At 61.8% G+C, this 21,214-nt stretch carries 24 protein-coding genes; 10 read left to right on the top strand and 14 right to left on the bottom strand.

Annotation, left to right across the window (positions count from 1 at the left end; genetic code table 11):
* Positions 1-111: 111 nt before the first annotated feature.
* The 3 genes from AC0L37_RS03745 to petA are packed head-to-tail and all read right to left on the bottom strand — an operon-like array spanning position 112 to position 2,760.
* Positions 112-954: a cytochrome c1 gene (locus tag AC0L37_RS03745; RefSeq protein WP_212657106.1), complete on the bottom strand. Its 843-nt coding sequence runs from the start codon at positions 952-954 to the stop codon at positions 112-114.
* A gap of 16 nt (positions 955-970) precedes the next feature.
* Positions 971-2,221 (bottom strand): cytochrome b, encoded by a 1,251-nt coding sequence (locus AC0L37_RS03740; protein WP_212657105.1) that lies wholly within the window; start codon positions 2,219-2,221, stop codon positions 971-973.
* 14 nt (positions 2,222-2,235) lie between these two features.
* Positions 2,236-2,760, bottom strand: coding sequence for a ubiquinol-cytochrome c reductase iron-sulfur subunit (gene petA / locus AC0L37_RS03735; RefSeq protein ID WP_212657104.1), 525 nt, complete (start codon positions 2,758-2,760; stop codon positions 2,236-2,238).
* Positions 2,761-2,993: 233 nt separating this feature from the next.
* Here petA and AC0L37_RS03730 point away from each other — a divergent pair, with 233 nt between their 5' ends.
* Genes AC0L37_RS03730 through AC0L37_RS03720 form a run of 3 tightly spaced genes read left to right on the top strand, consistent with a single transcriptional unit; the run spans position 2,994 to position 5,491 of the window.
* Positions 2,994-3,464 (top strand): tRNA (cytidine(34)-2'-O)-methyltransferase, encoded by a 471-nt coding sequence (locus AC0L37_RS03730; protein ID WP_282221971.1) that lies wholly within the window; start codon positions 2,994-2,996, stop codon positions 3,462-3,464.
* Complete coding sequence (gene hemF, locus AC0L37_RS03725) at positions 3,391-4,356, top strand: oxygen-dependent coproporphyrinogen oxidase (protein ID WP_282221972.1); 966 nt, start codon at positions 3,391-3,393, stop codon at positions 4,354-4,356. The genes AC0L37_RS03730 and hemF overlap by 74 nt, the downstream gene beginning before the upstream one ends.
* Positions 4,357-4,366: 10 nt before the next feature.
* Entirely contained in the window at positions 4,367-5,491 is a 1,125-nt protein-coding gene (locus AC0L37_RS03720) for an AAA family ATPase (protein ID WP_282221973.1), read from the top strand.
* Here the strand turns inward: AC0L37_RS03720 and AC0L37_RS03715 are convergent.
* Positions 5,464-6,054 carry a DUF2062 domain-containing protein gene (locus tag AC0L37_RS03715; RefSeq protein WP_212657100.1) on the bottom strand — a complete coding sequence of 197 codons (591 nt, stop codon included), beginning with the start codon at positions 6,052-6,054 and terminating at the stop codon, positions 5,464-5,466. The two genes, AC0L37_RS03720 and AC0L37_RS03715, sit on opposite strands and share 28 nt — an antisense overlap.
* Positions 6,055-6,203: 149 nt before the next feature.
* Here AC0L37_RS03715 and AC0L37_RS03710 point away from each other — a divergent pair, with 149 nt between their 5' ends.
* Positions 6,204-6,401 carry a DUF1059 domain-containing protein gene (locus tag AC0L37_RS03710; RefSeq protein ID WP_212657099.1) on the top strand — a complete coding sequence of 66 codons (198 nt, stop codon included), beginning with the start codon at positions 6,204-6,206 and terminating at the stop codon, positions 6,399-6,401.
* A gap of 10 nt (positions 6,402-6,411) precedes the next feature.
* Here the strand turns inward: AC0L37_RS03710 and AC0L37_RS03705 are convergent, their stop codons facing one another.
* From AC0L37_RS03705 to AC0L37_RS03695, 3 genes are all read right to left on the bottom strand, one after another.
* On the bottom strand, positions 6,412-7,587 hold the full coding sequence (locus tag AC0L37_RS03705; RefSeq protein WP_282221974.1) for a CCA tRNA nucleotidyltransferase: 1,176 nt from the start codon (positions 7,585-7,587) through the stop codon (positions 6,412-6,414).
* Positions 7,584-8,210, bottom strand: coding sequence for a CoA pyrophosphatase (locus AC0L37_RS03700; RefSeq protein WP_212657097.1), 627 nt, complete (start codon positions 8,208-8,210; stop codon positions 7,584-7,586). Before AC0L37_RS03700 ends, AC0L37_RS03705 begins: the two co-directional genes overlap by 4 nt.
* Positions 8,211-8,310: 100 nt before the next feature.
* The gene (locus AC0L37_RS03695) at positions 8,311-8,871 is read right to left on the bottom strand and encodes a GNAT family N-acetyltransferase (RefSeq protein WP_212657096.1); all 561 of its coding nucleotides are present in this window, start codon (positions 8,869-8,871) and stop codon (positions 8,311-8,313) included.
* 349 nt (positions 8,872-9,220) lie between these two features.
* Between AC0L37_RS03695 and AC0L37_RS03690 the strand changes: the two genes are divergently transcribed.
* Positions 9,221-10,180 (top strand): glutathione S-transferase family protein, encoded by a 960-nt coding sequence (locus AC0L37_RS03690; protein ID WP_282221975.1) that lies wholly within the window; start codon positions 9,221-9,223, stop codon positions 10,178-10,180.
* 29 nt (positions 10,181-10,209) lie between these two features.
* On the opposite strand, the gene AC0L37_RS03685 is transcribed toward AC0L37_RS03690, so the two are convergent.
* Entirely contained in the window at positions 10,210-10,686 is a 477-nt protein-coding gene (locus AC0L37_RS03685) for an NUDIX domain-containing protein (RefSeq protein WP_282221976.1), read from the bottom strand.
* 110 nt (positions 10,687-10,796) lie between these two features.
* Here AC0L37_RS03685 and AC0L37_RS03680 point away from each other — a divergent pair, with 110 nt between their 5' ends.
* Positions 10,797-11,687, top strand: coding sequence for a metallophosphoesterase family protein (locus AC0L37_RS03680; RefSeq protein WP_212657093.1), 891 nt, complete (start codon positions 10,797-10,799; stop codon positions 11,685-11,687).
* Here the strand turns inward: AC0L37_RS03680 and AC0L37_RS03675 are convergent.
* Entirely contained in the window at positions 11,684-12,109 is a 426-nt protein-coding gene (locus tag AC0L37_RS03675; RefSeq protein WP_269371014.1) for a YciI family protein, read from the bottom strand. The two genes, AC0L37_RS03680 and AC0L37_RS03675, sit on opposite strands and share 4 nt — an antisense overlap.
* Positions 12,110-12,270: 161 nt before the next feature.
* Here AC0L37_RS03675 and AC0L37_RS03670 point away from each other — a divergent pair, with 161 nt between their 5' ends.
* Genes AC0L37_RS03670 through AC0L37_RS03660 form a run of 3 tightly spaced genes read left to right on the top strand, consistent with a single transcriptional unit; the run spans position 12,271 to position 15,222 of the window.
* Complete coding sequence (locus AC0L37_RS03670) at positions 12,271-13,602, top strand: MurL-like N-terminal domain-containing (protein WP_282221977.1); 1,332 nt, start codon at positions 12,271-12,273, stop codon at positions 13,600-13,602.
* Positions 13,592-14,893, top strand: a complete 1,302-nt coding sequence (murD, locus tag AC0L37_RS03665) for a UDP-N-acetylmuramoyl-L-alanine--D-glutamate ligase (RefSeq protein ID WP_212657090.1) — start codon at positions 13,592-13,594, stop codon at positions 14,891-14,893. Before AC0L37_RS03670 ends, murD begins: the two co-directional genes overlap by 11 nt.
* Entirely contained in the window at positions 14,890-15,222 is a 333-nt protein-coding gene (locus tag AC0L37_RS03660; protein ID WP_212657089.1) for an SMR family transporter, read from the top strand. The genes murD and AC0L37_RS03660 overlap by 4 nt, the downstream gene beginning before the upstream one ends.
* 8 nt (positions 15,223-15,230) lie before the next feature.
* On the opposite strand, the gene AC0L37_RS03655 is transcribed toward AC0L37_RS03660, so the two are convergent.
* Both AC0L37_RS03655 and AC0L37_RS03650 read right to left on the bottom strand, forming a co-directional pair.
* Complete coding sequence (locus tag AC0L37_RS03655; protein WP_282221978.1) at positions 15,231-16,202, bottom strand: DUF1036 domain-containing protein; 972 nt, start codon at positions 16,200-16,202, stop codon at positions 15,231-15,233.
* A gap of 77 nt (positions 16,203-16,279) precedes the next feature.
* Complete coding sequence (locus tag AC0L37_RS03650; RefSeq protein ID WP_282221979.1) at positions 16,280-17,950, bottom strand: tetratricopeptide repeat protein; 1,671 nt, start codon at positions 17,948-17,950, stop codon at positions 16,280-16,282.
* A 386-nt stretch (positions 17,951-18,336) separates the two neighbouring features.
* Between AC0L37_RS03650 and AC0L37_RS03645 the strand changes: the two genes are divergently transcribed.
* Positions 18,337-18,783 (top strand): ANTAR domain-containing protein, encoded by a 447-nt coding sequence (locus tag AC0L37_RS03645; protein ID WP_212657086.1) that lies wholly within the window; start codon positions 18,337-18,339, stop codon positions 18,781-18,783.
* A gap of 313 nt (positions 18,784-19,096) precedes the next feature.
* On the opposite strand, the gene AC0L37_RS03640 is transcribed toward AC0L37_RS03645, so the two are convergent.
* The 3 genes from AC0L37_RS03640 to AC0L37_RS03630 are packed head-to-tail and all read right to left on the bottom strand — an operon-like array spanning position 19,097 to position 21,207.
* The gene (locus AC0L37_RS03640; protein WP_212657085.1) at positions 19,097-19,612 is read right to left on the bottom strand and encodes an MgtC/SapB family protein; all 516 of its coding nucleotides are present in this window, start codon (positions 19,610-19,612) and stop codon (positions 19,097-19,099) included.
* Between the two features lie 45 nt (positions 19,613-19,657).
* Positions 19,658-20,440, bottom strand: coding sequence for a hypothetical protein (locus AC0L37_RS03635; protein ID WP_282221980.1), 783 nt, complete (start codon positions 20,438-20,440; stop codon positions 19,658-19,660).
* Entirely contained in the window at positions 20,422-21,207 is a 786-nt protein-coding gene (locus AC0L37_RS03630) for an SDR family NAD(P)-dependent oxidoreductase (protein WP_212657083.1), read from the bottom strand. Before AC0L37_RS03630 ends, AC0L37_RS03635 begins: the two co-directional genes overlap by 19 nt.
* Positions 21,208-21,214: the final 7 nt, after the last annotated feature.

Here is a 21,214-nt window from a genome sequence, read left to right as displayed (position 1 = left end):
ATATTGCCGCCCGCGAAGAAAATCGCAAGGCCCTGCGGACAATGTGAACATCCTCAAACGACAAAGGGCCCCATCGGGGCCCTTTGAATTCGTTTCGGGTGTGTCGAACAACTAGTGCTCGATACCTTCCCAGATCTTGCGCTTGGTGCCGTACATCAGACCGGCAAACAGCACCAGGAACAGCAGCACCACAAAACCGGTCTGCTTGCGCCCTGCCAGGTGCGGCTCGGCCATCCACATCATGAATGCGGCAACGTCGGTGGCGTACTGGTCAACCGTTTCGGGCACAGCAGCCTGGCCTTCGGCAACCGTATAGCTCAGCAGACCGTCCGCCAGTGGCGGGGCCATGCCGATCGCGTGGCCGGGGAAGGCGTGGTTGTAGTACTTGCCTTCTGGCAGTTCGAAGTGCTCAGGCGCTTCTTCCTCGTAGCCGGTGAGCAGGCCGTGGATATAATCCGGGCCGCCTTCCGAATAGCCGGTGAAGTAGTTGAACACCCAGAACGGGAAGGCGTCATGCACGCCGCGGGCCTTGGCCAGCACCGAGAAGTCCGGGGGCAATGCGCCACCATTGGCATCACGAGCGTCCTGCTCGGTATCAAATGGCGATGGCCAGCGGTCGGCTGCAACCGCTGTACGCGTACCGCCCTCAGCTGCCGGATCGTTGACTTCGTATTCGGCGGCGAGTGCCTTGACCTGCTCTTCGGAGAACGATGGACCGCCCTCTTCAGCCAGATTGCGGAACGCGATCAGGCGTGCGCCGTGGCAGCTGGCACAGACTTCGCGGAACACCTGAAAACCGCGCTGAAGCTGGTTTTCGTCATAGGTGCCGAAAATGCCCGCAAAGCTCCAGCTCTGCTTTTCGATGTGGATCACGTCTTCTGCAGCCTGGGCTGGCAGACCGGCGAGGCCGGCAACGATAGCCAGAGTGGCCAGGAGCGTTTTTCTATTGAACATGTTTCCTGCCCTTCCCTTACGCGTGCGACTTGGCAAGCACGCTTTCCGAGATGCTGGTCGGCAGGGGCCGAGGCTTCTCGATGCGGCTAAGCACAGGCAGGATGACGATGAAGTGGATGAAGTAGTAGGCCGTGCAGAGCTTGGCCAGCACCACATAGATGCCCTCGGCCGGCGCCGCGCCCAGATAGGTCAGCGCAACGAAGTTCACCACGAACAACCAGTAGAACCACTTGAACATTGGGCGGAAATTGCCCGAACGCACCTTGGAGGTATCCAGCCAGGGCAGCAGGAACAGGATCACGATCGAGCCGCCGAAGAAGATCACGCCACCAAGCTTGGAATCGATGAACAGGATGTTGAAGTCGATGGCGCGCAGGATCGCGTAGAATGGCAGGAAGTACCATTCGGGCACGATATGAGCAGGCGTCACCTGGCTGTTGAACTGGATGTAGTTATCCGGATGACCCAGGATGTCGGGCGCGAAGAACGCAAACCAGGCAAACGGGATCAGGAACAGCACCATGCCGAACGCGTCCTTCATCGTGTAGTACGGATGGAAGGGAAGCGTGTCGCGGCTGCTCTTCACGTCAACACCGGTCGGGTTGTTATTGCCCGGCACGTGCAGCGCCCAGATATGCAGCGCCACGACGGCGGCAATCACGAACGGCAGCAGATAGTGCAGCGAGAAGAAGCGGTTCAGCGTGGGGTTACCCACCGAGAAACCACCGCGCAGCAGTTCCAGCAACGGCGTACCGATAACCGGGATAGCGGCAAAGATGTTGGTGATCACGGTCGCAGCCCAGCCAGACATCTGGCCCCATGGCAGCACGTAGCCCATAAAGGCGGTCGCCATCATCAGCACGAAGATCAGCACGCCCAGGATCCACAGGATCTCGCGGGGCGCCTTGTAGGAACCGAAATACATGCCACGGAAGATGTGGATGTAGACGGCAGCAAAGAACATCGAGGCGCCCACAGCGTGGAACGACTGGATCATGCGGCCGCCATTGACGTCACGACGGATGTGCTCGACGGAGTCGAACGCCATGGCGACATTTGGCGTGTAGTGCATCGCCAGAATAACGCCGGTGACGATCTGGATACCCAGGCACATCACCAGAATTGCGCCGAAGGTCCAGAAATAGTTCAGGTTCTTCGGGGTGGGGAAGTCCATCAGGTGCTCTTTGGAGAACCGGATGATCGGCAGACGTTCATCGAGCCATTTCTCGAGACCGGAGCCGGGCGTGTAAGTCGAATGTTCAGACATCGCGGAGCTCCCTGCTAACCGATCTGGACCAGCGTATCGCTGAGAAATTCATAAGGCGGCAATACCAGATTGCTTGGTGCGGGGCCTTTGCGAATGCGGCCGGCTGTATCGTAGTGCGAGCCATGGCATGGGCAGAACCAGCCATCAAAGTCACCCGAGTCACCGACCGGAACGCAACCAAGATGGGTGCAGTTGGCGATCATGATCAGCCACTGCTCGTGGCCTTCCTTGGTGCGCTCCTCATCGGTCGCTGGATCCTTGAGATCCGACAGCGGAACCGCCTGGGCTTCGGCAATCTCAGCTGGCGTACGGTGCCGGACAAACACCGGAAGACCGCGCCAGAGAATCGTTACCGACTGCCCTTCGGGAATGTTGGAGATATCAAACTCGATGCTGGCCAGTGCCAAGGTCGAGGCATCTGGGTTCATCTGATTGATCAGCGGCCACACCGTTGCCGCAGCACCAACGCCTGCCACTGCGCCGGTTGCGACGAACAGGAAATCCCGCCGTGTCGTTGAATGTTGAGCTTCCGTGGCCAAGGTCCGTTCCCCGTACTATCACATCAGACGCGGCCGGTAGCGGCGGTGCAGATTACGCATACGCGGAATCACCAGCCAACCACCCTCAAGCGGCCCGTCAGTTGCGGTCTTTTTGCACTGTCCCATCCGCTTGTCCAGTGATCCGCACCGTGACAGCCCCCAACTGCGACACTATACCCAGCAAAGGCCCGCAATCGCGGGCATTGTGCCACGCTCGCGTGCTGGGGATTGTGATGCCGGTCGAACTTGCCCTCTATCAACCTGACATCGCCAACAATACCGGTACGCTGATCCGGCTATGCGCCTGTCTGCAGACAACCATTCATGTCATCCACCCCACCGGATTCGTGTTTTCGCCCAAAACGCTGGCCCGCGCCGGCCTGGACTATCTCGATCATGCCGTGGTGCGCGAACACAATAGCTGGACCCAGTTCGATGACTGGCGCCGTGCCGAAAACCGCCGGCTTGTCCTACTGACCACCAAGAGCGAAACCTCGGCCTATGCGGCCCGATTTACGCCCGATGATATCGTCATGGTGGGTCGCGAAAGCGCTGGTGTGCCTGACGCCGTTGCCGATGCCGTCGATCTGGCTTTGCGCATACCAATGCGTGCTGGTTTGCGCTCGATCAATGTCGCGCTCGCTGCAACGCTTATTTTGGGCGAAGCAAAAAGGCAGACAGACGGGTTTACAGGACTACAATGACGGTTCATTTCACGGACACCATGACACTTCCCCCGATATCGAAGACAAGAAGATCACCGCGCAAACCTGGTTCCGCGCCCTGCGCGACCGCATCTGCGCCGAGTTCGAAGCCATTGAGACCCAGGTCAGCGGCCCCAATGCCGATCAGCCGCCGGGCAAGTTCGAGCGCACCCCCTGGGATCGCGCTGCTGGCGGCGGCGGCGAGATGAGCATGTTGCACGGCCGGGTTTTCGAGAAGGCCGGCGTGCACATCTCGACCGTGCATGGCGAGTTCTCAGAAGATTTCGCCAAGCAGATGCCGGGCACCGAAGCGGGCGCCCAGTTCTGGAGTTCTGGCATTTCGCTGATCGTGCACCCCTGCAATCCGCACGTCCCCGCCGTGCACATGAACACGCGCATGATCGTCACCGGCAAGCAGTGGTTTGGCGGCGGCGCCGACCTGACCCCGGTGCTCGACCGTCGCCGCACCCAGGACGATGTCGACACACTGGATTTCCATGCCGCCATGCGCGCCGCCTGCATCGACCGCCCCGGCGTCGACTATGAGCGCTACAAGCAATGGTGCGACGACTACTTCTTCCTGCCCCACCGCAATGAGCACCGCGGCACGGGCGGCATTTTCTACGATCACCACAATACCGGTGACTGGGATGCCGATTTCGACTTCACCAAGGCCGTGGGCGAAGCCTTCGCCGGCATCTACCCGGAACTGGTCCGTCGCAATTTCGAAACGCCCTGGACCCCAGAGGATCGCAACGAACAGCTGATCCGCCGCGGCCGCTATGTCGAATTCAACCTGCTCTATGACCGGGGCACGACCTTCGGGCTCAAGACCGGCGGCAATGTGAATTCGATCCTGTCCTCCATGCCGCCAGAAGTCCGCTGGCCCTGAGAGTGCTGCGATGGTGCTGACCGACCTTCATTTCACCAATTTCCGGTCGATCCGCACCATCGGCTTTCCTGTTCGCCAGCTCTCGGTTCTTGTTGGCGCCAATGGCGTCGGCAAGACCAATCTCTACCGCGCGCTTGAACTGGTCCGCGCCGCGGCGACCGGCGAGTTCGCTCAGGAGATTGCCCGCGAGGGCGGGCTGGCCTCGGTGATGTGGGCCGGCGAGCGCAAAACTCATGAACAACCTCGGCTCAGCCTGCGCATCGGTCTGGACAGTATCGACCCCGATGGCGATGGCCCCGCATGCAGCTATGAAATCGAGCCGGGTTTTCCCACCAAGGTGGATGCGGCCTTCTCACTCGAAGCCATGGTCAAGCGCGAAACGCTGACCCTGATGGGCCGTCGTCCTGTCCCGCTGATGGAGCGCAAGGGACCGGCCATCTGGGTTCGCGACCCGGCCGGTGCCCGCATTCAGGCCGACAACGTTCTGCTCTCCAGCGAAACTGCGCTGGCCGAACTGCGCGGCTATCCCGAAATCGATCGGGTGCGCGAAGTCATTGCCGCCTGGCGTTTCTATCATGGCTTCCGCACCGATGCAGGCTCGCCTCTGCGCCAGCCGGCCCGGGCGGTCACCGCGCCGATGCTTGACGCCAATGGGGCCAATCTCGCCACCGTGTTTGCCACGCTGCGCCATATTCGCCAGGACAGTGTCGATCTTGATGAGGCGATCGACCACGCCTTCCCCGGCGCCACGCTTGAGGTCCCCATGCCGGAGCGCTTCGCCAGCTTTGCAATGCGGTTTGCCGATATGCCCAAGCGCGCCTTTGCCGCCAATGAGCTATCGGACGGCACGTTGCAGTTTCTTGCCTTGATGGGCGCCCTGCTGGCCTACCGCCTGCCCCCGCTGGTCGCTTTGAACGAGCCCGAGACCAGCCTGCATCCCGACATGCTGCCGGCCCTGGCGCGGATCATCGCACGCGCCGCCCAACGCACCCAGGTGTGGATCGTCACCCATTCGCAGGTTCTGGCGCAGGAACTGGCCGATCAAACCGGCATATTGCCCCGTCAGGTCATCCGCCAGCATGGCGGCACCTGGCTCGAAGGGCTCAGTCAGATCGGCGAGTTTGTTGACGACTGAGTGGTCTTGGGCTGCACCGGACGCTTGCGGGCCAGTCGGGCCTGCCGCATGGCACGGAAGCGTGTCACCACCAGGCGGACCACCACGTAAAACACCCCAAACACCAGAATGGCGAGCGGCAGACCGCCGATCATCATGGTCTTGAAGGTCGGCCAGATGGCGTGGAAGCCTTCGGAAAACAGGCCATTGCTGAGCTGCTCACCGGTCGCCTGCAATTGCTTGCCCTCGGAAACACTCACGCCACCGCCACCCGTCAGCCAGTCGCCAACGGCGTAAGAGGCGGCAAAGAACAGCGGGAAGGTGAGCGGATTGCCCCAGACTGTACCAATCGCGGCAGCAATCATGTTGCCGCGCGTGGCAAAGGCCAGCACAAAACCGAGAAAGAAATGCAGGCCGATCAGGGGAAACATCGAGACTGCCGCGCCCGATGCCACCCCAGCAGCAATGGCATGGGGGCTGGCTGAGAGCCGCATCACCCGCTTGCGCAGATAGGCGCTATAGCGCCGCATACCCATGCGGGGCCACAGATTGTTCCGTATCTTGTTCCACAAGCCTGCGCGCATGCTGCTCGGGTACTCCTCACCGTCTTGGCTCCAACCTACAGATAAACCACGGCCTTGTGACAGAAAAAGCACGCTGATTGTGGCAATATGATTGGAACTTCCAGCACTTTGACGCGTTTCTTCGACTTAGTCGAACCTAGGAGGAAATCATGAAACGATTTGAATCCGGCTCGTTGATTCCAGGTGCCACCTGGCATGCCGAAGCGGAAAGCGAGGCAGAAGTGGTCCGAAAGGCCGTCGATAACCTGCGCACATTGCACGGGGAAACCGAAGTGCGGCCCGACATGATCGAACGGATCAAGGAGCGCATCGTCGACACCGACGCCAAGAGTGCCACCAAGCACTAGCCCCCAGACCCTAAAGTTGGACGAGCGCAAGCAGCTCGCGCTTGCCCAGCACAAAGCCACTTTCGATCCAGGCGCGCTCCAGGCGCGCCAGTGAGTTACCCATCTCCGGTCCCGGTGACATGCCGAGGCCGGTCAGATCGCGTCCATTGACTGGAAACGGCGGCACGACCGTGCCTGCAAGCGCCCGCGCGGTTTCGGCAAGCCGCGCCTGACCCCAGCCATCGCGGGCCGCGGCCACCGCCAGTCCTTCGACAGCATGTTCGCCAAAACGGTAAGCAGCCTCCCCCACATGCTCCTCGGCCAGCAAGGCCGCCGCCGAAAGCACCTTTTGCGCCTGCGCAATCGTGTCCTTGGACAGGCGCCACGCATCCTGCGCCGCGCCCAGCCCGTCACCAGCCAGCAGTGCCAGCCGCGAGATCGCCGATTGCCCGCCCATGGTTTCATAGGCGACCAGTGCGCGTGCAGCGCTATCAGCAAAGCGCAACAGGCCCGCTTCAGCCATCAGCAACAGTGTCAGTGCCACCTGCGGCAGGTCCAGCATGCGCATGATCTCGCTGCCCACCCGCTCGCGCGACAAATGCGACAGCTGCTGGGCCGCAGCCGCGCAGGCCGCCACCCCATCGGGATCAAACTGCTGGCCGCCATGGCTGGCTGAAAACCGGAAGAAGCGATAGACGCGCAGGCCATCCTCGGCGATCCGCTGGGCCGCCTCGCCAATGAAGCGAACCCGCCCGGCCAGCGCATCCTCGATCCCGCCCAGCGGGTCAAACAGCACGCCGTCCGGGCCGCAATAAAGCGCATTGAGCGTAAAATCACGGCGGCTGGCGTCCACGCCCCAATCGGTACCGAAGGCCACCACCGCGTGGCGGCCATTGGTCTCCACATCCCGGCGCAGTGTCGTGACCTCGGCCAGCGTTTCGCCCAGCTTGAGCGTCACCGTGCCATGCTCGATCCCCGTGGGGTAGCAGGCAATGCCGGCAGCCTTGGCGCGGGCCACCACCGCTTCGGGCAGCAATTCGGTCGCCAGATCGATATCGGGATTGGGCCGTTGCCGGTCCACAATGGTGTCGCGCACCACCCCGCCCACCGCGCGGGTGCGCCCCTGCGCCCCGTCCAGTGCGGCAAAGATCGCCTGAGTTTCAGCACGCACCAGCCATTCGGCGCTCCTGAGAGCCTCAACGCTCATGGCACGGCCTCGCTGGTGGCAATATCGCGGAACTGGCGGGTGATATTGGCCGTGATTCCCCAGATACGATGGCCGTCATGGTCGATCTGCCAGGTGCGGTGCTCCTTGCCATCCCGCTTGATACGGAATTGCCCATAGCTCTCGGGCCGCAGGATGCGCTGTAGCGGCACCTCGAACACCGAATGCACCTCACCCGGATTGGGCACAAAGGGCCCGCTCGGCTCAACCACCGCCACCACCGGCGTGATCAGATAATTGGTGCCGGTGAAATAGGGCTGCATGAACCCCATTACCCGCGCATCGCTGCGCGCCATACCCACTTCCTCATAGGCTTCGCGCAGCGCGGCGGCAGCGACATCATCATCGCCAGCATCCACCTTGCCACCGGGAAACGCCACCTGCCCCGAATGCGCCCGCAGGTCTGGCGAGCGCTCGGTATAGAGCACGGTGAACCCCTCGGGCCGCCGCACCAGTGCAATCAGCACCGCCGCGGGAACCGGCGGACGCTCAAAAGGCCGCGACGGCGCCCAGTCAGGCGTCAGCATATGCGCAGCCGGCAGCGCGGGCGGCGACAACAGCAGGCGCGTCGTCAGGCGGTCGATAATGGTATTGTCGGGGGGCAAGCAAACACCGGATACGTCGTCGAAAAAGCCAGCTTAAAGCACCAGCCCTTGGCCGGTCCACACTGTTTGACCTGTTGGTCAACATTGCTGGCAGCCGAACTCAGTCCTCGATAAACGCTTCGATGGGACCCGCCAGCGTTTGCGCCAGGCTCTTGTCGGCCGCAAACAGCAGCACCCGCTCGGGGTCAACCGGGCCGGGAAATTCGATATTGCCCAGCGTGGTCGGCTCCCAGCCCAACGGGCAGTAATAGTCGCGGTCACCCACCAGCATGACGAAACTGCCTTCGCCCCGGGCCAGCGTGCGCGCGGTCACTTCACGGGCCAGCAGCTTGCCCGCGCCCAGCTTGCGGAAATCGGGATGGGTGGCCAGTGGCCCCAGCATATAGCCATTGATGCCGCCAATCGAGATCGGGGTCATCCAAACCGAGCCACACGGCGTGCCGTCCACCTCGGCAATCAGGCTCAGGCTCATATCAATGGGAAACCGCTCGCGAATGCGAAACGCCGTGCGCGCAAACCGGCCCGGGCCAAAGGCAATGGCCTGCAGTTCATCAATGAAATCAGAGTCTCCCGCGCGTGTCGCGGCACGCACCGTAGGCACCCGGACAGCGTTGGGGGAGGCAGGGTCGGCCGCAGCCGGAGGCGCAGAAGGAGAGGACATATCAAGACCCGACAAAGCAATGCGTAGAACAAACCCGGCGCTCGTCTGAGCACCGATTCAAAGGACCCGTTACGGTCGTCGAACTACCTGCAATACTTTCGCCATCCTGGGCGCCTCCACGCCGAGATTCCGCATTAGCATCGCCGCGATTGGACGTAAACAAAAACTCATCGGCAGACCCTGCAAAACCGAGACCCGCACCGAGTCTGTGTTCAAAATACACAACGCTTCGTTACGCCATTGCGCTCTTATCGTTCGCGCGCCCAGCGCGTATGTGTCAGTCAACGCAAATGACAGCTGGAAGTTCACGCCAGCAAAACGTCGAGAACATGACGGAAAGGCTCGCCCCATGGGACAGTTGATTGACGGCAAATGGTCCAGCCAGTGGTACGACACCAAAAAGACCGGTGGTAAGTTCGAACGCAGCCAGGCGGGCTTCCGTAACTGGGTAACCGCTGACGGCGCCGCCGGTCCCTCGGGCGAAGGCGGTTTCAAGGCCGAGGCGGGGCGCTACCACCTCTATGTGTCGCTGGCCTGCCCCTGGGCCCACCGCACCCTGATCTTCCGCAAGCTGAAGAATCTGGAAGACCTGATCTCGGTGTCGGTTGTCGCCCATAAAATGGCCGACGAGACCGGCTGGACCTTCGATAAGGCCAATGGCTCCACCGGCGATCACCTGTTCAACAAGGAAAAGCTCTGGCAGCTCTACACCCACGCCGTGCCGGACTATACCGGCCGCGTGACCGTGCCCGTGCTGTGGGACAAGCAGACCGGCACCATCGTTTCCAATGAAAGCTCCGAAATCATCCGCATGTTCAACTCGACCTTCAACGAGCTGACCGGCAACACCGATGATTATTACCCCGAAGCGCTGCAGGCCACGATCGATCCGATCAATGCCCGCGTCTATGACGACATCAACAATGGCGTCTACAAGGCCGGCTTTGCCACCACCCAGGAAGCCTATGACGGCGCGGTCGCCAAGCTGTTTGAGTCACTGGACTGGGTAGAAGCCATTCTGGGCGAGACCTCATACCTGACCGGCGACACCATCACCGAGGCCGATTGGCGCCTGTTCACCACACTGGTGCGGTTCGATGCGGTCTATGTCGGCCACTTCAAGTGCAATCGCCAGCGCATTGCCGACTACAAGAACATCTCGCACTATCTCAAGGCGCTCTACGAGGTGCCCGGCGTCAAGGAAACAGTCGATCTCGACCATATCCGCACGCATTATTACTGGAGCCACATCACCATCAACCCGACCCGTATCATCCCGATCGGACCGGAACTCCCTTTCCTCGACTAGCCCGGAAGAGCACGCGCCGCGGCTCTAGGTCAGTAGCCCCAGACGTCGCGGCGCGGCACTTTGTCGAAATACTCGTCAATCCGCTGCGAGGTGGCGGGCGTGACCTTTTCAGGCAGCGCCCGGCGGTCGAACCACCCCGCTTCGGCAATTTCGCGGTTGGGTTTGAACACAAAGGCCTGCTCGAACTGGGTGGCAACGTAAAACGCCACATGGTCGCGATCGGTCACCGTGCTGGTATTGTGAAAGATATGCTGCAGCGCCATTTCACCCGTCACGCGATAGCCGGTTTCTTCCTCGACCTCGCGTCGTGCCGCTGCTTCCACGGTTTCACCGGGATCAACCCCGCCACCCGGAAACTGCCAGCCCGGCACATAGGTGTGGCGAATAAGGAAAACCTTGTCGCCATCCACCAGCATCACACGAGCGCCCACCGTCAGCCGGTGCCAGATGCCCTTGAGGGTCAAAAACACCTTGGCACGCACCCGCTGGAAGCGATTCATCTGCATCGGGAGAACTCCTTTTGCCGCATGGGTAGCAGAGTCTTGATCATGACAAAATTCACGCTCGAGGCGATTGAGCATTTTCTTGCCAGCTTCGTTCTGGCATTACGCCCGCAATGATCAATCTTGCCCACATCTCCGATATCCACCTCTCCCCCATGCCCCAGGTGGGCTGGCGCGACCTGTTGGGTAAACGCATCACCGGCTATCTGAACTGGAAGCTGAAGCGGCACGACGAGCTCAACAGCGAGACACTGGCGGCTCTGGTGCGCCATTTGCAGGCCCAGAAAGCTGACTTCACCGCTGTCACTGGCGATCTGGTCAATCTGGCCCTGCCCGCTGAAATCGAGCGCGCCGGCGACTGGCTGAACGCGCTCGGCGCAGCCGACAAGGTCGCCGTCTGCCCGGGCAATCACGACGCCTATGTGCCCGGTGCGCTGGAATCGGCACAGAAGGTCTGGGGCGAATACCTCAAGGGCGAAACGCTCGATGATGGCGACTTTCCCTTTGTCCGCCGGATTGGTGAGCTGGCTGTCATCTCCTGCTCAAGCGCAGTGCCGACCCGGCCATTCCTGGCCATCGGCCGCTTCGACGAAGCCCAGGCCGAACGGCTGGGCCGGATTTTGCGCGTCATGGGCGAGGCGGACTATTTCCGCACCGTGCTGATCCATCATCCGCCCAATCCCGAGCTGCAGCATCCCTCATTTGGCCTCAAGGGTCACAAGCTGTTCCGCGAAGTGATTGCCGAGCATGGCGCCGAGCTGATCCTGCACGGCCATACCCATCGCTCCTCAATCCATTCCATTCCGGGCAATAAGGGCGAAGTGCCCGTGGTCGGCGTCGCCGCTGCCAGCGCCGCACAGGGCGGCACGCTGGACGATCCAGCCCGCTACAATCTGTTCCGGATCGAGCGGGCCGGTGATGGCTGGACCTGCACCATGCGCGAATTCGGCTTTCAGCGTCTGGGCACCGAAATCGTCATGCGCCTGCAGATGCGTATCTGCTAGTCACCCAGCTTGCTGCGTGCCCCTTCGTGCAGGGACGCCGCCTCGGGCGACATGGTCGCCTCGAAATCGCTCATCTCGTAAAGGGGGCGAATTTCAATCTCACTTGGACCCGGCATGGGATTGGGGCAACGCTTGACCCATTCAAGCGCATGATCCATGTCGCGCACCTGCCACAGCCAGTAACCGGCCACCAATTCCTTGGTTTCGGCGAATGGCCCGTCGATCACGGTACGGCTGGCCCCGTCAAAGGCCACACGTTTGCCGTGCTTTGACGGCTTGAGCCCATCGCCGGCCAGCAAAATGCCTGCATCGACCAGTTCATTGTTGTACCGCCCCATTGCTTCAAGCAATTCCGCGCTGGGTGCCGGGGTCTCTTCGGCTTCACTATCGGTAGTGGCTTTGACAAAAACCATGACGCGCATCTCAATTTCTCCGTGTTGCGGGAGCACCATGCTCCTTCATAACGTCACGACGGATGAGCACAGACAAGTTCGACATGTCGTGATCCGCCATTCCTCTCCCTTCGGGGGCGCAAATCACCTATATGATGGCTAACCAAGTCAGCCCCGCCGAGTGTCCAGCTTTGACTGATCAGTTTCTTATCGAGCGCCCCACCTTCGACCCCGCCACCGGCCAGGCCCGTTTCAGCTATGCTCTGGGTGGTCTGCACTTCGTCGAAACCCTCGACATGCCCGCTGGCGCCGATAGCGCCGCGGCCACCAGCCCCAACTTCCTCAAGCTGCTCGATCTCACCGCATTTGTGCTTGGCGTCAGCTATTTCAAGCTCAAGGCGCCGTTCGAGATCGCCGCGCCCGAAATTGCCCTGTCCGAGGCTGAGCGCGCCTTTGCCATCGACGTCTATGAAAACGGGCTGGGCGAATTCTACGCTCGCAACGATCTGCCTCGCTTCGGCAAACTAACCATCAACGCCCCCGTCGATCCGGTGGAAAGACTGCCGGCGCTCGATCTGCCCGACCGCACCCTGCTGCCCATTGGTGGCGGCAAGGATTCCCTGGTCAGCGTCGATCTGCTGTCCCATACCGGAGTCAGCTTCACCCCCTTCGCGGTCAATCCCAAGGGCCCCATCCTGACATCGGTCGAGACCATCGGCACCCTGCCGGTCTATGTCACCCGCACGCTTGATGCCGAGATGATCCGTCTGGGCAGCCAGCCCGGCTATTACAACGGCCACGTGCCCTCGACCGCGATCAACTCGATGATCGCCGCGCTGTGCTCACTGCTGTTTGGCTACAACCAGATCGTGCTGTCCAACGAACGCTCGGCCAGCGAAGGCAATGTCGAGTTCGATGGTCGCGAGACCAATCACCAATATTCCAAATCGCTCGGTTTCGAGCTGCTGATCGCCGACGTGCTGGCCAATGCCACCGGCGGCGCCCTGAAGTATTTTTCCCTGCTGCGCCCCTATTCGGAAGCCCGCATCGCTTCGCTGTTTACCCATGAAGACAAGTTCGACCACGTGTTTTCCAGTTGCAACCGTAATTTCCGTCTGACCGGCAATGACGGCCCGCTCTGGTGCGGCGAATGCCCCAAATGCCATTTCGTCTTCCTGATCTTTGCCCCCTTCATGGCCAAGGATCGCCTGCTCTCGATTTTCGGCAAGGATCTGCTCGACAATCCTGCCAACGAAGCCTCGTTCCGCGAACTGGCCGGACTGGCCGGCCAGAAGCCATGGGAATGCGTTGGCGAAATCCTTGAAGCCGCAGCATGCCTGTATACGCTGACCCGCCATGCCGACTGGCATCAGGCCGCCGTGGTGCGCGCCATCAAGGCTGATCTGCTGGCCCAGTATGGCGAACCCAAATTGCAGGCAGCCATGGCCGAGTGCCTGACGGACAGCCACGATCACCACATTCCCCCAGCGCTCGCCGCCAAGGTCGCCGCCTATGCTGTTTGAAGAACCCGTCCTGATTTACGGCGCAGGCCGCGAAGCCCTCTCCACCCGGGCCTTTCTCAAGGCCGTGCAGCCCGACCTCAAGGTGTTCGTCACCGTCGATAGCGGCACAGCCGATATCCCCGATACCGCTTTCATGGCGCCTGAGGACATCAAGGACGCCATCCGCGCCCACCGCTTTGGTGACATCATCAAGAGCCCCGGCGTTTCGCGCTACAAGCCCGTGTTTGATATTGCCCGCGACGCCGGCATCGCCGTCACCTCCAATCTCAACCTGTGGGGCCACACTTACCGCGATGGCCGCACGGTCATCGCCATTACCGGCACCAAGGGCAAATCGACTACGGCAACCCTGCTCCATCTGATGCTGACCCGTTCGCGCATCGATGCCGGGCTGGCAGGCAATGTAGGGCTGGCGCCACTCGACATCGCCGACAAGCACGCCGTGGTGATCTTCGAGCTTTCGAGCTACCAGACAGCCGACATGAATTTCCTGCCCGACATCGCGGCGGTGACCAATCTGTATCCCGAGCATGTCGACTGGCATGGCAGCGTCGAACGCTATTATGCCGACAAGCTGCACCTGATTGACCGCGATGGCGGCTTCCCCGTGGCGCTGGGTGCTGGCGCCAAGGGCAATGCCCTGGTGGCCAAGGCCACGCGCGACCATCGACGCCTGCTGCGCGATCTGACCAGTGACGAACAGCTCGCCGTGGAGTCTGCCGCAGCCCGGTCGCGCCTGCGCGGCGCCCACAACCTCGACAATGCCCTGCTGGCCGCTCAGATCGCGCTCGCTGCCGGGGCAACGCTGGATGGCATCGTTGATGGCATCCGCGCCTTCACGCCCCTGCCCCATCGGCTTGAGGAGCACAAACTCGGCGGCATGACCTTTGTCGACGACTCCATTTCCACCACCCCCGAGGCGACCAAGGCAGCGCTGGCAGCCTATCCCGGTCGCCGTCTGGCGCTGATCGCCGGCGGCCATGAGCGGGCACAGGATTATGGCGATCTTGCAGAACGCCTGGCAGGTTATGGCGTGACCATGCTGGCCTGCCTGCCGGTGACCGGCGAACGCCTGGCGACGGCCACCGCCAGGGCTGCCCCCGAGATCACCGTGCTGACCCCGCCCGATCTCGAAGCGGCGATGAAGGCGCTCGTCGCCCACAAGGATGCCTTTGACGCAGTGATCCTGTCGCCAGGCGCACCCTCCTACAACCAGTTCAAGAATTTCGAGGAGCGCGGCGACCGCTTTGTCGCCCTGGCCAAGGCGCTGTTCGCCGAGACCCCGGCATGAACGGCGGGGTTCTGCTGGCCATCGCCATTGTCGGAGAGGTTGTGGCGACCTCGTTCCTGCGGGCGTCCAACGGTTTCACCGAACTGGTGCCGACCCTGGTCGTGGTGATTGGCTATGCCATTACGTTCTATTTCTTCTCGCTGGCCCTGCAGACCATCCCGGTGGGCATCGGCTACGCCATCTGGTCGGGCACCGGCATCGTGCTGATCGCACTGATTGCCTATTTCGTGCATGGCCAGACGCTGGATCTGCCCGCCATGATAGGCATGGGGCTGATCCTCTCGGGCGTGCTGGTGATCAATCTGTTCTCCAAATCAGCGGCCCACTAGGCGCCGCCTCAGCCGCCCATTTCATCAATGGTCCAGCGTAGCGGATAGCTTTCGGGCAGATCATACTGGCCGTCGCACGCCACCTTCTCGCGCTGCTCCACCAGCTCGAAATAATCGCCCTGCGCGACATATTGGTGTCGCTCGAACAGCCCGCAATCCCCATCGGGTCCATAAGCCATCGTGCCGCTGATCGTCATGGTGCCGGCATCGAAAAAGGCACTCGAGATCAGCAGGTGATTGTCCAGATTATCGCCGGGCGGGCTTTCGAATTCATAGAGCCGGAAGCTGGTCATGCCGGTCGGGCGCATGGCCACGAAGTGTTCAACATTGATATCGGCATTGTGGCACGGCACCAGATAGATCTCGCTGCCATCGGCCAGACCAATCCCCTGCCCGCCCCAGGCCGGCATGGCCTCCCCCAGATCACAGCCCAGCTGATCCCCGAACCGGGCGACAGCGACGGGTAGATCCGAGGGCTCATACATTACCATGCCCCACGGTTCCTGCGATGAGGCGACGGGCGCAATCGGTGCTGCATTGCTCTGCGCATCCTTCGACGCTGCCGCCGGGGCTGGTGCGGTCAGCGTAAAGGTGAACTCGCTCGCCGTGCCAATCTCGATCTGGGAGAAATCATCGCGCGCATAGCCGCGGCTTTCGCAATCACTGTCTCCCACAATGGTGAAGGGATCGGGACTGGTGCAGAACTTGTAACCCTGCCCCTTGAAGGCACCGTCTGCCGTCGCCCGATAGTAGAAATAGGCGTGGCGCAGGGCTTGCCCGCGCACCGTCTTGCATTCACCCGGCGCCACAGACCACCAGCCCTCCGAAGTCCAGTCGGCCCCGTCCTTGTAGCCAATGGCAAAGCTGCGCAGCTCCGGCGTCTCATTGCACATATGCAACTGCGCAGCCGCCGTGCCCGGCAACAGGACCAGCACCATGCCCGCAACCATCAGGCACCATCGAATAGCAAAATCGGGCATGCGACTTGTCCCCCTCGTGTCACCACCAATTGTTGAGAAATTTTCCGGCCATGGCAAGAACCGCGCCCCGGTACCGACTAGAAGGGGCCGTTCAGCGCCTGAGGGGGTACCCCGGCAGCCGTCAGCGATCCCCTAATCTGCTCGAGCAGCGCCACATCCTGCACCCGCTCGCGCAAGCGGGGCAGCACCCCGACGGTGCGGAAGCTGGAGACATCAAGCACCTGCGCCAGATAGCGGTTGACGATCTCACCATCTCCGGCGCGCTGCCCGGCCAGAATGGCCAGGATCGGCCCCAGTTCGTGATCGACCTGCGCATAGCGCCCCGCGTGCTCTATGGCCTGCTCGAAATTGCCGGAGCGCAGCGCCAGCAGCGCCGGGACACCAAAATACCAGTCTGGCGGATTGGGCGTGCCCTCCACCGCATCGGTCGACAGGATCTCGGCCTGCGCGGCCTGCCCGCCAAAGGCCAGTACGCGGGCATAACCGGCCAGCGCATCACCATTGGCCGGATTGAGCTGGATGGCCGAGCCATAATCGGCGCGCGCCCGATCAATCTGCCCCATTTCGAGCCGCAGGCGCGCGTGCTCCTCCCAGATAAAGGCGCTGACCGGCGACAGGCTGATGGCTCGGTCCAGCTGGGCTTCGGCCTGACGCAGCCGCTCGTCGCGACTTTTGGGCACTTCGCCAGCCCCAATGCCCTGTTCGGCCAGTAGGCTCCCCGCGATGGCCAGCCCGACGGCGGTCTCCCGCTCGCTTGACGGCAGGCTTGCCAGGCATTTGTCGGTATAGGCCGCGTCCACCGCCATGCCGGTTTCGCGATAGCTGCTGAACAGCATGCGACATAGATAGAGATTGCCGCCACCATTCAGGTTCGGGCTTTGCGCCAGCGCTTCGCGGGCCTTGATGTGCATGGGGCCGCGCGGGCTGCCCAGAATGAGGCTGAGCCGCCGCGACACGTCATCGAGAACCCCCACATCGGAAGCGCTCGCTGCCGGCACGGCAATGGTGTGGTTCCAGACCACGACACCAACAGTGCTGTCGGTCAGAATGGCGCTGTACTGCACCAGTGCCCCGTCGCGCCGCACGATACCGCTCAGCACGTAGTCACTGCCCTCACCATCAGCGACCGTAATGCTGACATCGCCGCCACCGCCATAGCGCACATCAAGATCATCAAACTGATCGAGGTCGGTGACCAGTTCGATGGCCAGTCCCGCGACCTTGGGCGCGCCATTGTCGGGTCCGGTCAGGTTCTGAAATTCGATGACAGTGACGCTGGGCTGTTGTGGCCCGGTGATCACCGCCTCGCGTCGCGGAGAAATCGGCCCGAATGTCATGAAGGCAAAACTGGCCACGGCCATCGCCAGTAGGATCACCACCAGCGCGAACCAGGACAGGGTCACCCCACCAAGGGCATGGGCGCGACGCCCCGGCTTGGCATCGTCCTCGCTGTCCTCAATATCCTCATCTTGGGCGACGGGGTTCACAGCCGCGCCACCATTGGCCGGTACAGCATCCTCCAGTGGGCTGAACTCTGGAACATAACGCCCCACAGGCAATCCGATTCGAACCGGATCGGCACTGCCGGGGCCACGATAATACTCATCCAGCAGGCCGCGCAGACGTCGCGCTTGCACCCGCACAATGGGGTCCGATTGGGGGTCGAAATCGGCCGACCGGCCCAGCACATCCACCGCGATCGAATAGGCCTTGATGGACGCTTCGTCGCCCGCCAGTGTGCGTTGCACGATATATTCGAGGAACCGCGCTAACTGTTGCGAGCGCGCAATTTCTGGCCACGCAAGCAGTCGCTCAAGAGAAGCCAGTATTGGTTCGCGCTGCGGCGTCGGAACAGACAACAAGACCTCCAGATGAGGCCTCAGATTGCCGCGTGTTACATGTAAAATACAACCCCCAAGTTACATCGAATTTACGTGAGGTTGCCTAGCCGCACGCGATTGCGTCGATCATACCGGCATCGTCACCGTCATCTATGTGACACGTTCTCAGCCGGCTAGGCCCCGTCCGAGACATATTGACCACCCAGTTTGAACTTCAGGATCTGTGCGCTGATGCGGACCGGTCTCGATATTTCATTTGCCTATCCGGTGTTGAACGGAACTTGAGGTGAGCAGTGAACGACTCTGTGGATTATGCATCGTTTGTCGCGTTGATTGATGACGATGAGCACTCGGCCCATCTGCTGACGCGGACGCTGGTAGCCCACAGTGCCCCTGGCGTTCAGTGCTACGGCGATGCGAGCGCGGCTTTTCTGCGCGTCAAGGCCGTGCTGAGCGATCCCGCCGCGGCGCGTCCGGCACTGATCATTGTCGACCTCAAGACCCATAGCGACGCCAATCTGGAATTTCTGGAAGCCATTGAGCATCTCATTCGGCAGAACGGCGTTCCCCTAATAGTGCTTGCGCCGCTGCTTGAAGAAACCAAGCGCCGCGCCTTGCTTGAAAGTGGCGCCTCGGCCGTTTTCGTCCGCCACGCTGATCGCGACGCCTATCGGCGCGTTGCTGGCGACATTGTTGAATTCTGGGCGCACACACAGCGCCCGGTTGCTGTTGGCATGTAACTCCTGCGTCCACAGGTTGCATGCCTAGGTCGGGAGGGACGCTGCAAGACGGTTTACGAACCGCCCTGCATTCCCAGGCGTCCCTCCGGCCACTAGTTGCCCGCTCAGATTGCTTGCACCGCAAGCTGAGAGGGGGTGCCGGCCCTACTCCAAGGGGGCAGGTACAGGGGGCGCGAGCGCGACACCTCCCGGTCGCGCGCGCACGGGGGAGAAACAGGATTGGTCAGGCGTTTGTCCCTCGGGCGCCAGACCGCAAACCCTGGTTCTCCCCGCGGCCCCATTCGCAAGACCCATGCTTTTCTAAAATATTCTGCTAGCGCGCCTGCTCACCCTCGGTGTCGGGAGCTTTGTCACCGCGCGCACCCACCACGCGGTGCGACAGCGCGCGCATCGCGGCCAGCACCAGAATAGCCAGCACCGCAATGCCTGCCGAAATTGCGTAATAACCCAGTGCCGTTGCCATCCCCACCGCGCCGGCCAGCCACATGCCGGCACCTGTTGTCAGCCCCTGAACGCTCCCGCCGCTGCGAAAGATTGCCCCGGCGCCCAGGAAAGCGATGCCCGCCGTCACCGCTTCGATGGCGCGGATCGGGTCCGCCTTGGCGTCTCCGCCCGCTGGCAGGGTGTGATAGATTTCAAAGGTCAGAATAGTGAACAGTGCCGCAGCCACGGCGACCAGAATGTGGGTGCGCAGCCCGGCCGCTGAAGTGTGCCACTCGCGTTCAAACCCGATCATGGCGCCAAAAATCGCTGCGATCAGCAGACGGATGCCGATGATGTGCTGGGGCAGATAGGTCTGCACATATCCAAAGTCATTGCCGATATCCATGCCGGGGCTCCCTGAGTTTTGACGCTGTGGTCAAACCCCACGGGCTCAGCCATGGTTCCAATCGGCCACGATGGGCTGGGCCCAGCTGGCGATGAATGCGCGCGGTGGCAGCATGATCCAGCCATCCGCATCACCCACGGTGAGGTAGTCGGCCCGTGCCACCCCCAATGCGGTGATCGCACAGACCAGCGCGGCCCGCTCGTCGTGATTGCGCACATTTGCCAGATCGCCCGCCAGCCGCCGGCCGGGCAGGTGATGGGTCAACAGGCGCTCCAACCCACCATTGGCCACCAGAGCAGTAAAATAGCGATCGGAGCGCTGTTGCCGTTCGCCCTTTTCGGCATCCTCCAGCATCAGCCCCAGAAAGCTGGTTGGAAATGCCTCGAACAGCGCCAGTTCATGTACGGCATGACGATGGCTGGCGCGTGCTGTCAGGCCATCGGCGATCAACAGCCCCGCAAACGCATTTGTATGGTGATTGAGCAGGCGACCCACCGGGCTGCGCGATGAGCCCGGCTGGCTGACGCGACTGGCAATCGCATTCTGGCTGAGAACCCGTTCGGCCTGCCGATAGCGTTCAATCACCGCCAGATCACCGCGAAGCGGTCCATCCAGCCCCACCGCCAGCAGTCTGCGGCCATCGCTGACCGCACTGACTGTGGCGCGGCGGATATCGGGATCACCGCTGAAATGCTGCAACGTCCAGCCAATGCTCTGGCCATCCCAGTCCAGCCGGCAAATGCCGCTGGACGCGCTCTTGAGCGACCAGCCGACATCAATGCCCAGAACCGAGCCTGTTTCGGGCAGCATCAGACGGTCTGCAGCCACCCGCCATCCACGAAATAGGTCGATCCGGTCGAATAGCTCGCCTTGTCCGAACACATGAAGACAAAGAAGTTTGCCAGTTCCTCGGGCGAGGCGAACCGCTTCATGCCGCCAGCCTCATTGGCTACTTCCTGCAGATGGGCTTCCCAGCCATCCTCGCCGGCGATCTGCTTGGCGGTCTTGATCCAGTCCGGCGTCAGCACCAGCCCCGGATTGACCGTGTTGACGCGGATATTGTCGCCCACCACCTCATTGGCCAGGTTCTTGGAGAACATCATCAGCGCGGCCTTGGTCGTGTTGTAGATCGGCTCATACCATAGTGGCTGCACCGCGCAGATCGAGGCATTGTGCAGTACCACGCCACCGCCCCGCGTCTTCATGGTGGGCACCAGCCCGCGCGCCAGCCGCACTGCGGCCATCACATGCAGGTCCCAGTAATACTGCCATTTGGCGTCATCGGCCTCGGCAATGGTCTCATTCGATCCCGTACCGGCATTGTTGATCAGGATATCAGCCCCGCCAAATGCCTGCTTGGTGCCATAGATGACCGCGTCGCAGCCTTCGGCTGTCGCCACATCTGCAGCAATGGCCGTGGCGATAATGTCGAATTCCTGCGCCACCCGAACCGCCGCGTCGTCGGCCCGCTCCTTGTCACGGCCAACCAACACCAGATTGACGCCTTCAGCGGCCAGGCCTTGGGCCACCGCCAGTCCGATCCCCACCGTGCCGCCCGTAACGACTGCCACCTTGTCGCGCAAATTCAAGTCCATGCTGTTT

This window comes from Devosia sp. J2-20 (assembly GCF_055808475.1).
This window is presented reverse-complemented; position numbering and strand designations above follow the sequence as displayed.

Bases quoted from the DNA above. Each gene is read 5' to 3' on its own strand.
- AC0L37_RS03745 (WP_212657106.1), bottom strand. From the start codon at position 954: ATGTTCAATAGAAAAACGCTCCTGGCCACTCTGGCTATCGTTGCCGGC.
- AC0L37_RS03740 (WP_212657105.1), bottom strand. From the start codon at position 2,221: ATGTCTGAACATTCGACTTACACGCCCGGCTCCGGTCTCGAGAAATGG.
- AC0L37_RS03730 (WP_282221971.1), top strand. From the start codon at position 2,994: ATGCCGGTCGAACTTGCCCTCTATCAACCTGACATCGCCAACAATACC.
- hemF (WP_282221972.1), top strand. From the start codon at position 3,391: ATGTCGCGCTCGCTGCAACGCTTATTTTGGGCGAAGCAAAAAGGCAGA.
- AC0L37_RS03720 (WP_282221973.1), top strand. From the start codon at position 4,367: ATGGTGCTGACCGACCTTCATTTCACCAATTTCCGGTCGATCCGCACC.
- AC0L37_RS03715 (WP_212657100.1), bottom strand. From the start codon at position 6,054: ATGCGCGCAGGCTTGTGGAACAAGATACGGAACAATCTGTGGCCCCGC.
- AC0L37_RS03710 (WP_212657099.1), top strand. From the start codon at position 6,204: ATGAAACGATTTGAATCCGGCTCGTTGATTCCAGGTGCCACCTGGCAT.
- AC0L37_RS03705 (WP_282221974.1), bottom strand. From the start codon at position 7,587: ATGAGCGTTGAGGCTCTCAGGAGCGCCGAATGGCTGGTGCGTGCTGAA.
- AC0L37_RS03695 (WP_212657096.1), bottom strand. From the start codon at position 8,871: ATGTCCTCTCCTTCTGCGCCTCCGGCTGCGGCCGACCCTGCCTCCCCC.
- AC0L37_RS03690 (WP_282221975.1), top strand. From the start codon at position 9,221: ATGGGACAGTTGATTGACGGCAAATGGTCCAGCCAGTGGTACGACACC.
- AC0L37_RS03685 (WP_282221976.1), bottom strand. From the start codon at position 10,686: ATGCAGATGAATCGCTTCCAGCGGGTGCGTGCCAAGGTGTTTTTGACC.
- AC0L37_RS03680 (WP_212657093.1), top strand. From the start codon at position 10,797: ATGATCAATCTTGCCCACATCTCCGATATCCACCTCTCCCCCATGCCC.
- AC0L37_RS03675 (WP_269371014.1), bottom strand. From the start codon at position 12,109: ATGCGCGTCATGGTTTTTGTCAAAGCCACTACCGATAGTGAAGCCGAA.
- murD (WP_212657090.1), top strand. From the start codon at position 13,592: ATGCTGTTTGAAGAACCCGTCCTGATTTACGGCGCAGGCCGCGAAGCC.
- AC0L37_RS03660 (WP_212657089.1), top strand. From the start codon at position 14,890: ATGAACGGCGGGGTTCTGCTGGCCATCGCCATTGTCGGAGAGGTTGTG.
- AC0L37_RS03655 (WP_282221978.1), bottom strand. From the start codon at position 16,202: ATGCCCGATTTTGCTATTCGATGGTGCCTGATGGTTGCGGGCATGGTG.
- AC0L37_RS03640 (WP_212657085.1), bottom strand. From the start codon at position 19,612: ATGGATATCGGCAATGACTTTGGATATGTGCAGACCTATCTGCCCCAG.
- AC0L37_RS03630 (WP_212657083.1), bottom strand. From the start codon at position 21,207: ATGGACTTGAATTTGCGCGACAAGGTGGCAGTCGTTACGGGCGGCACG.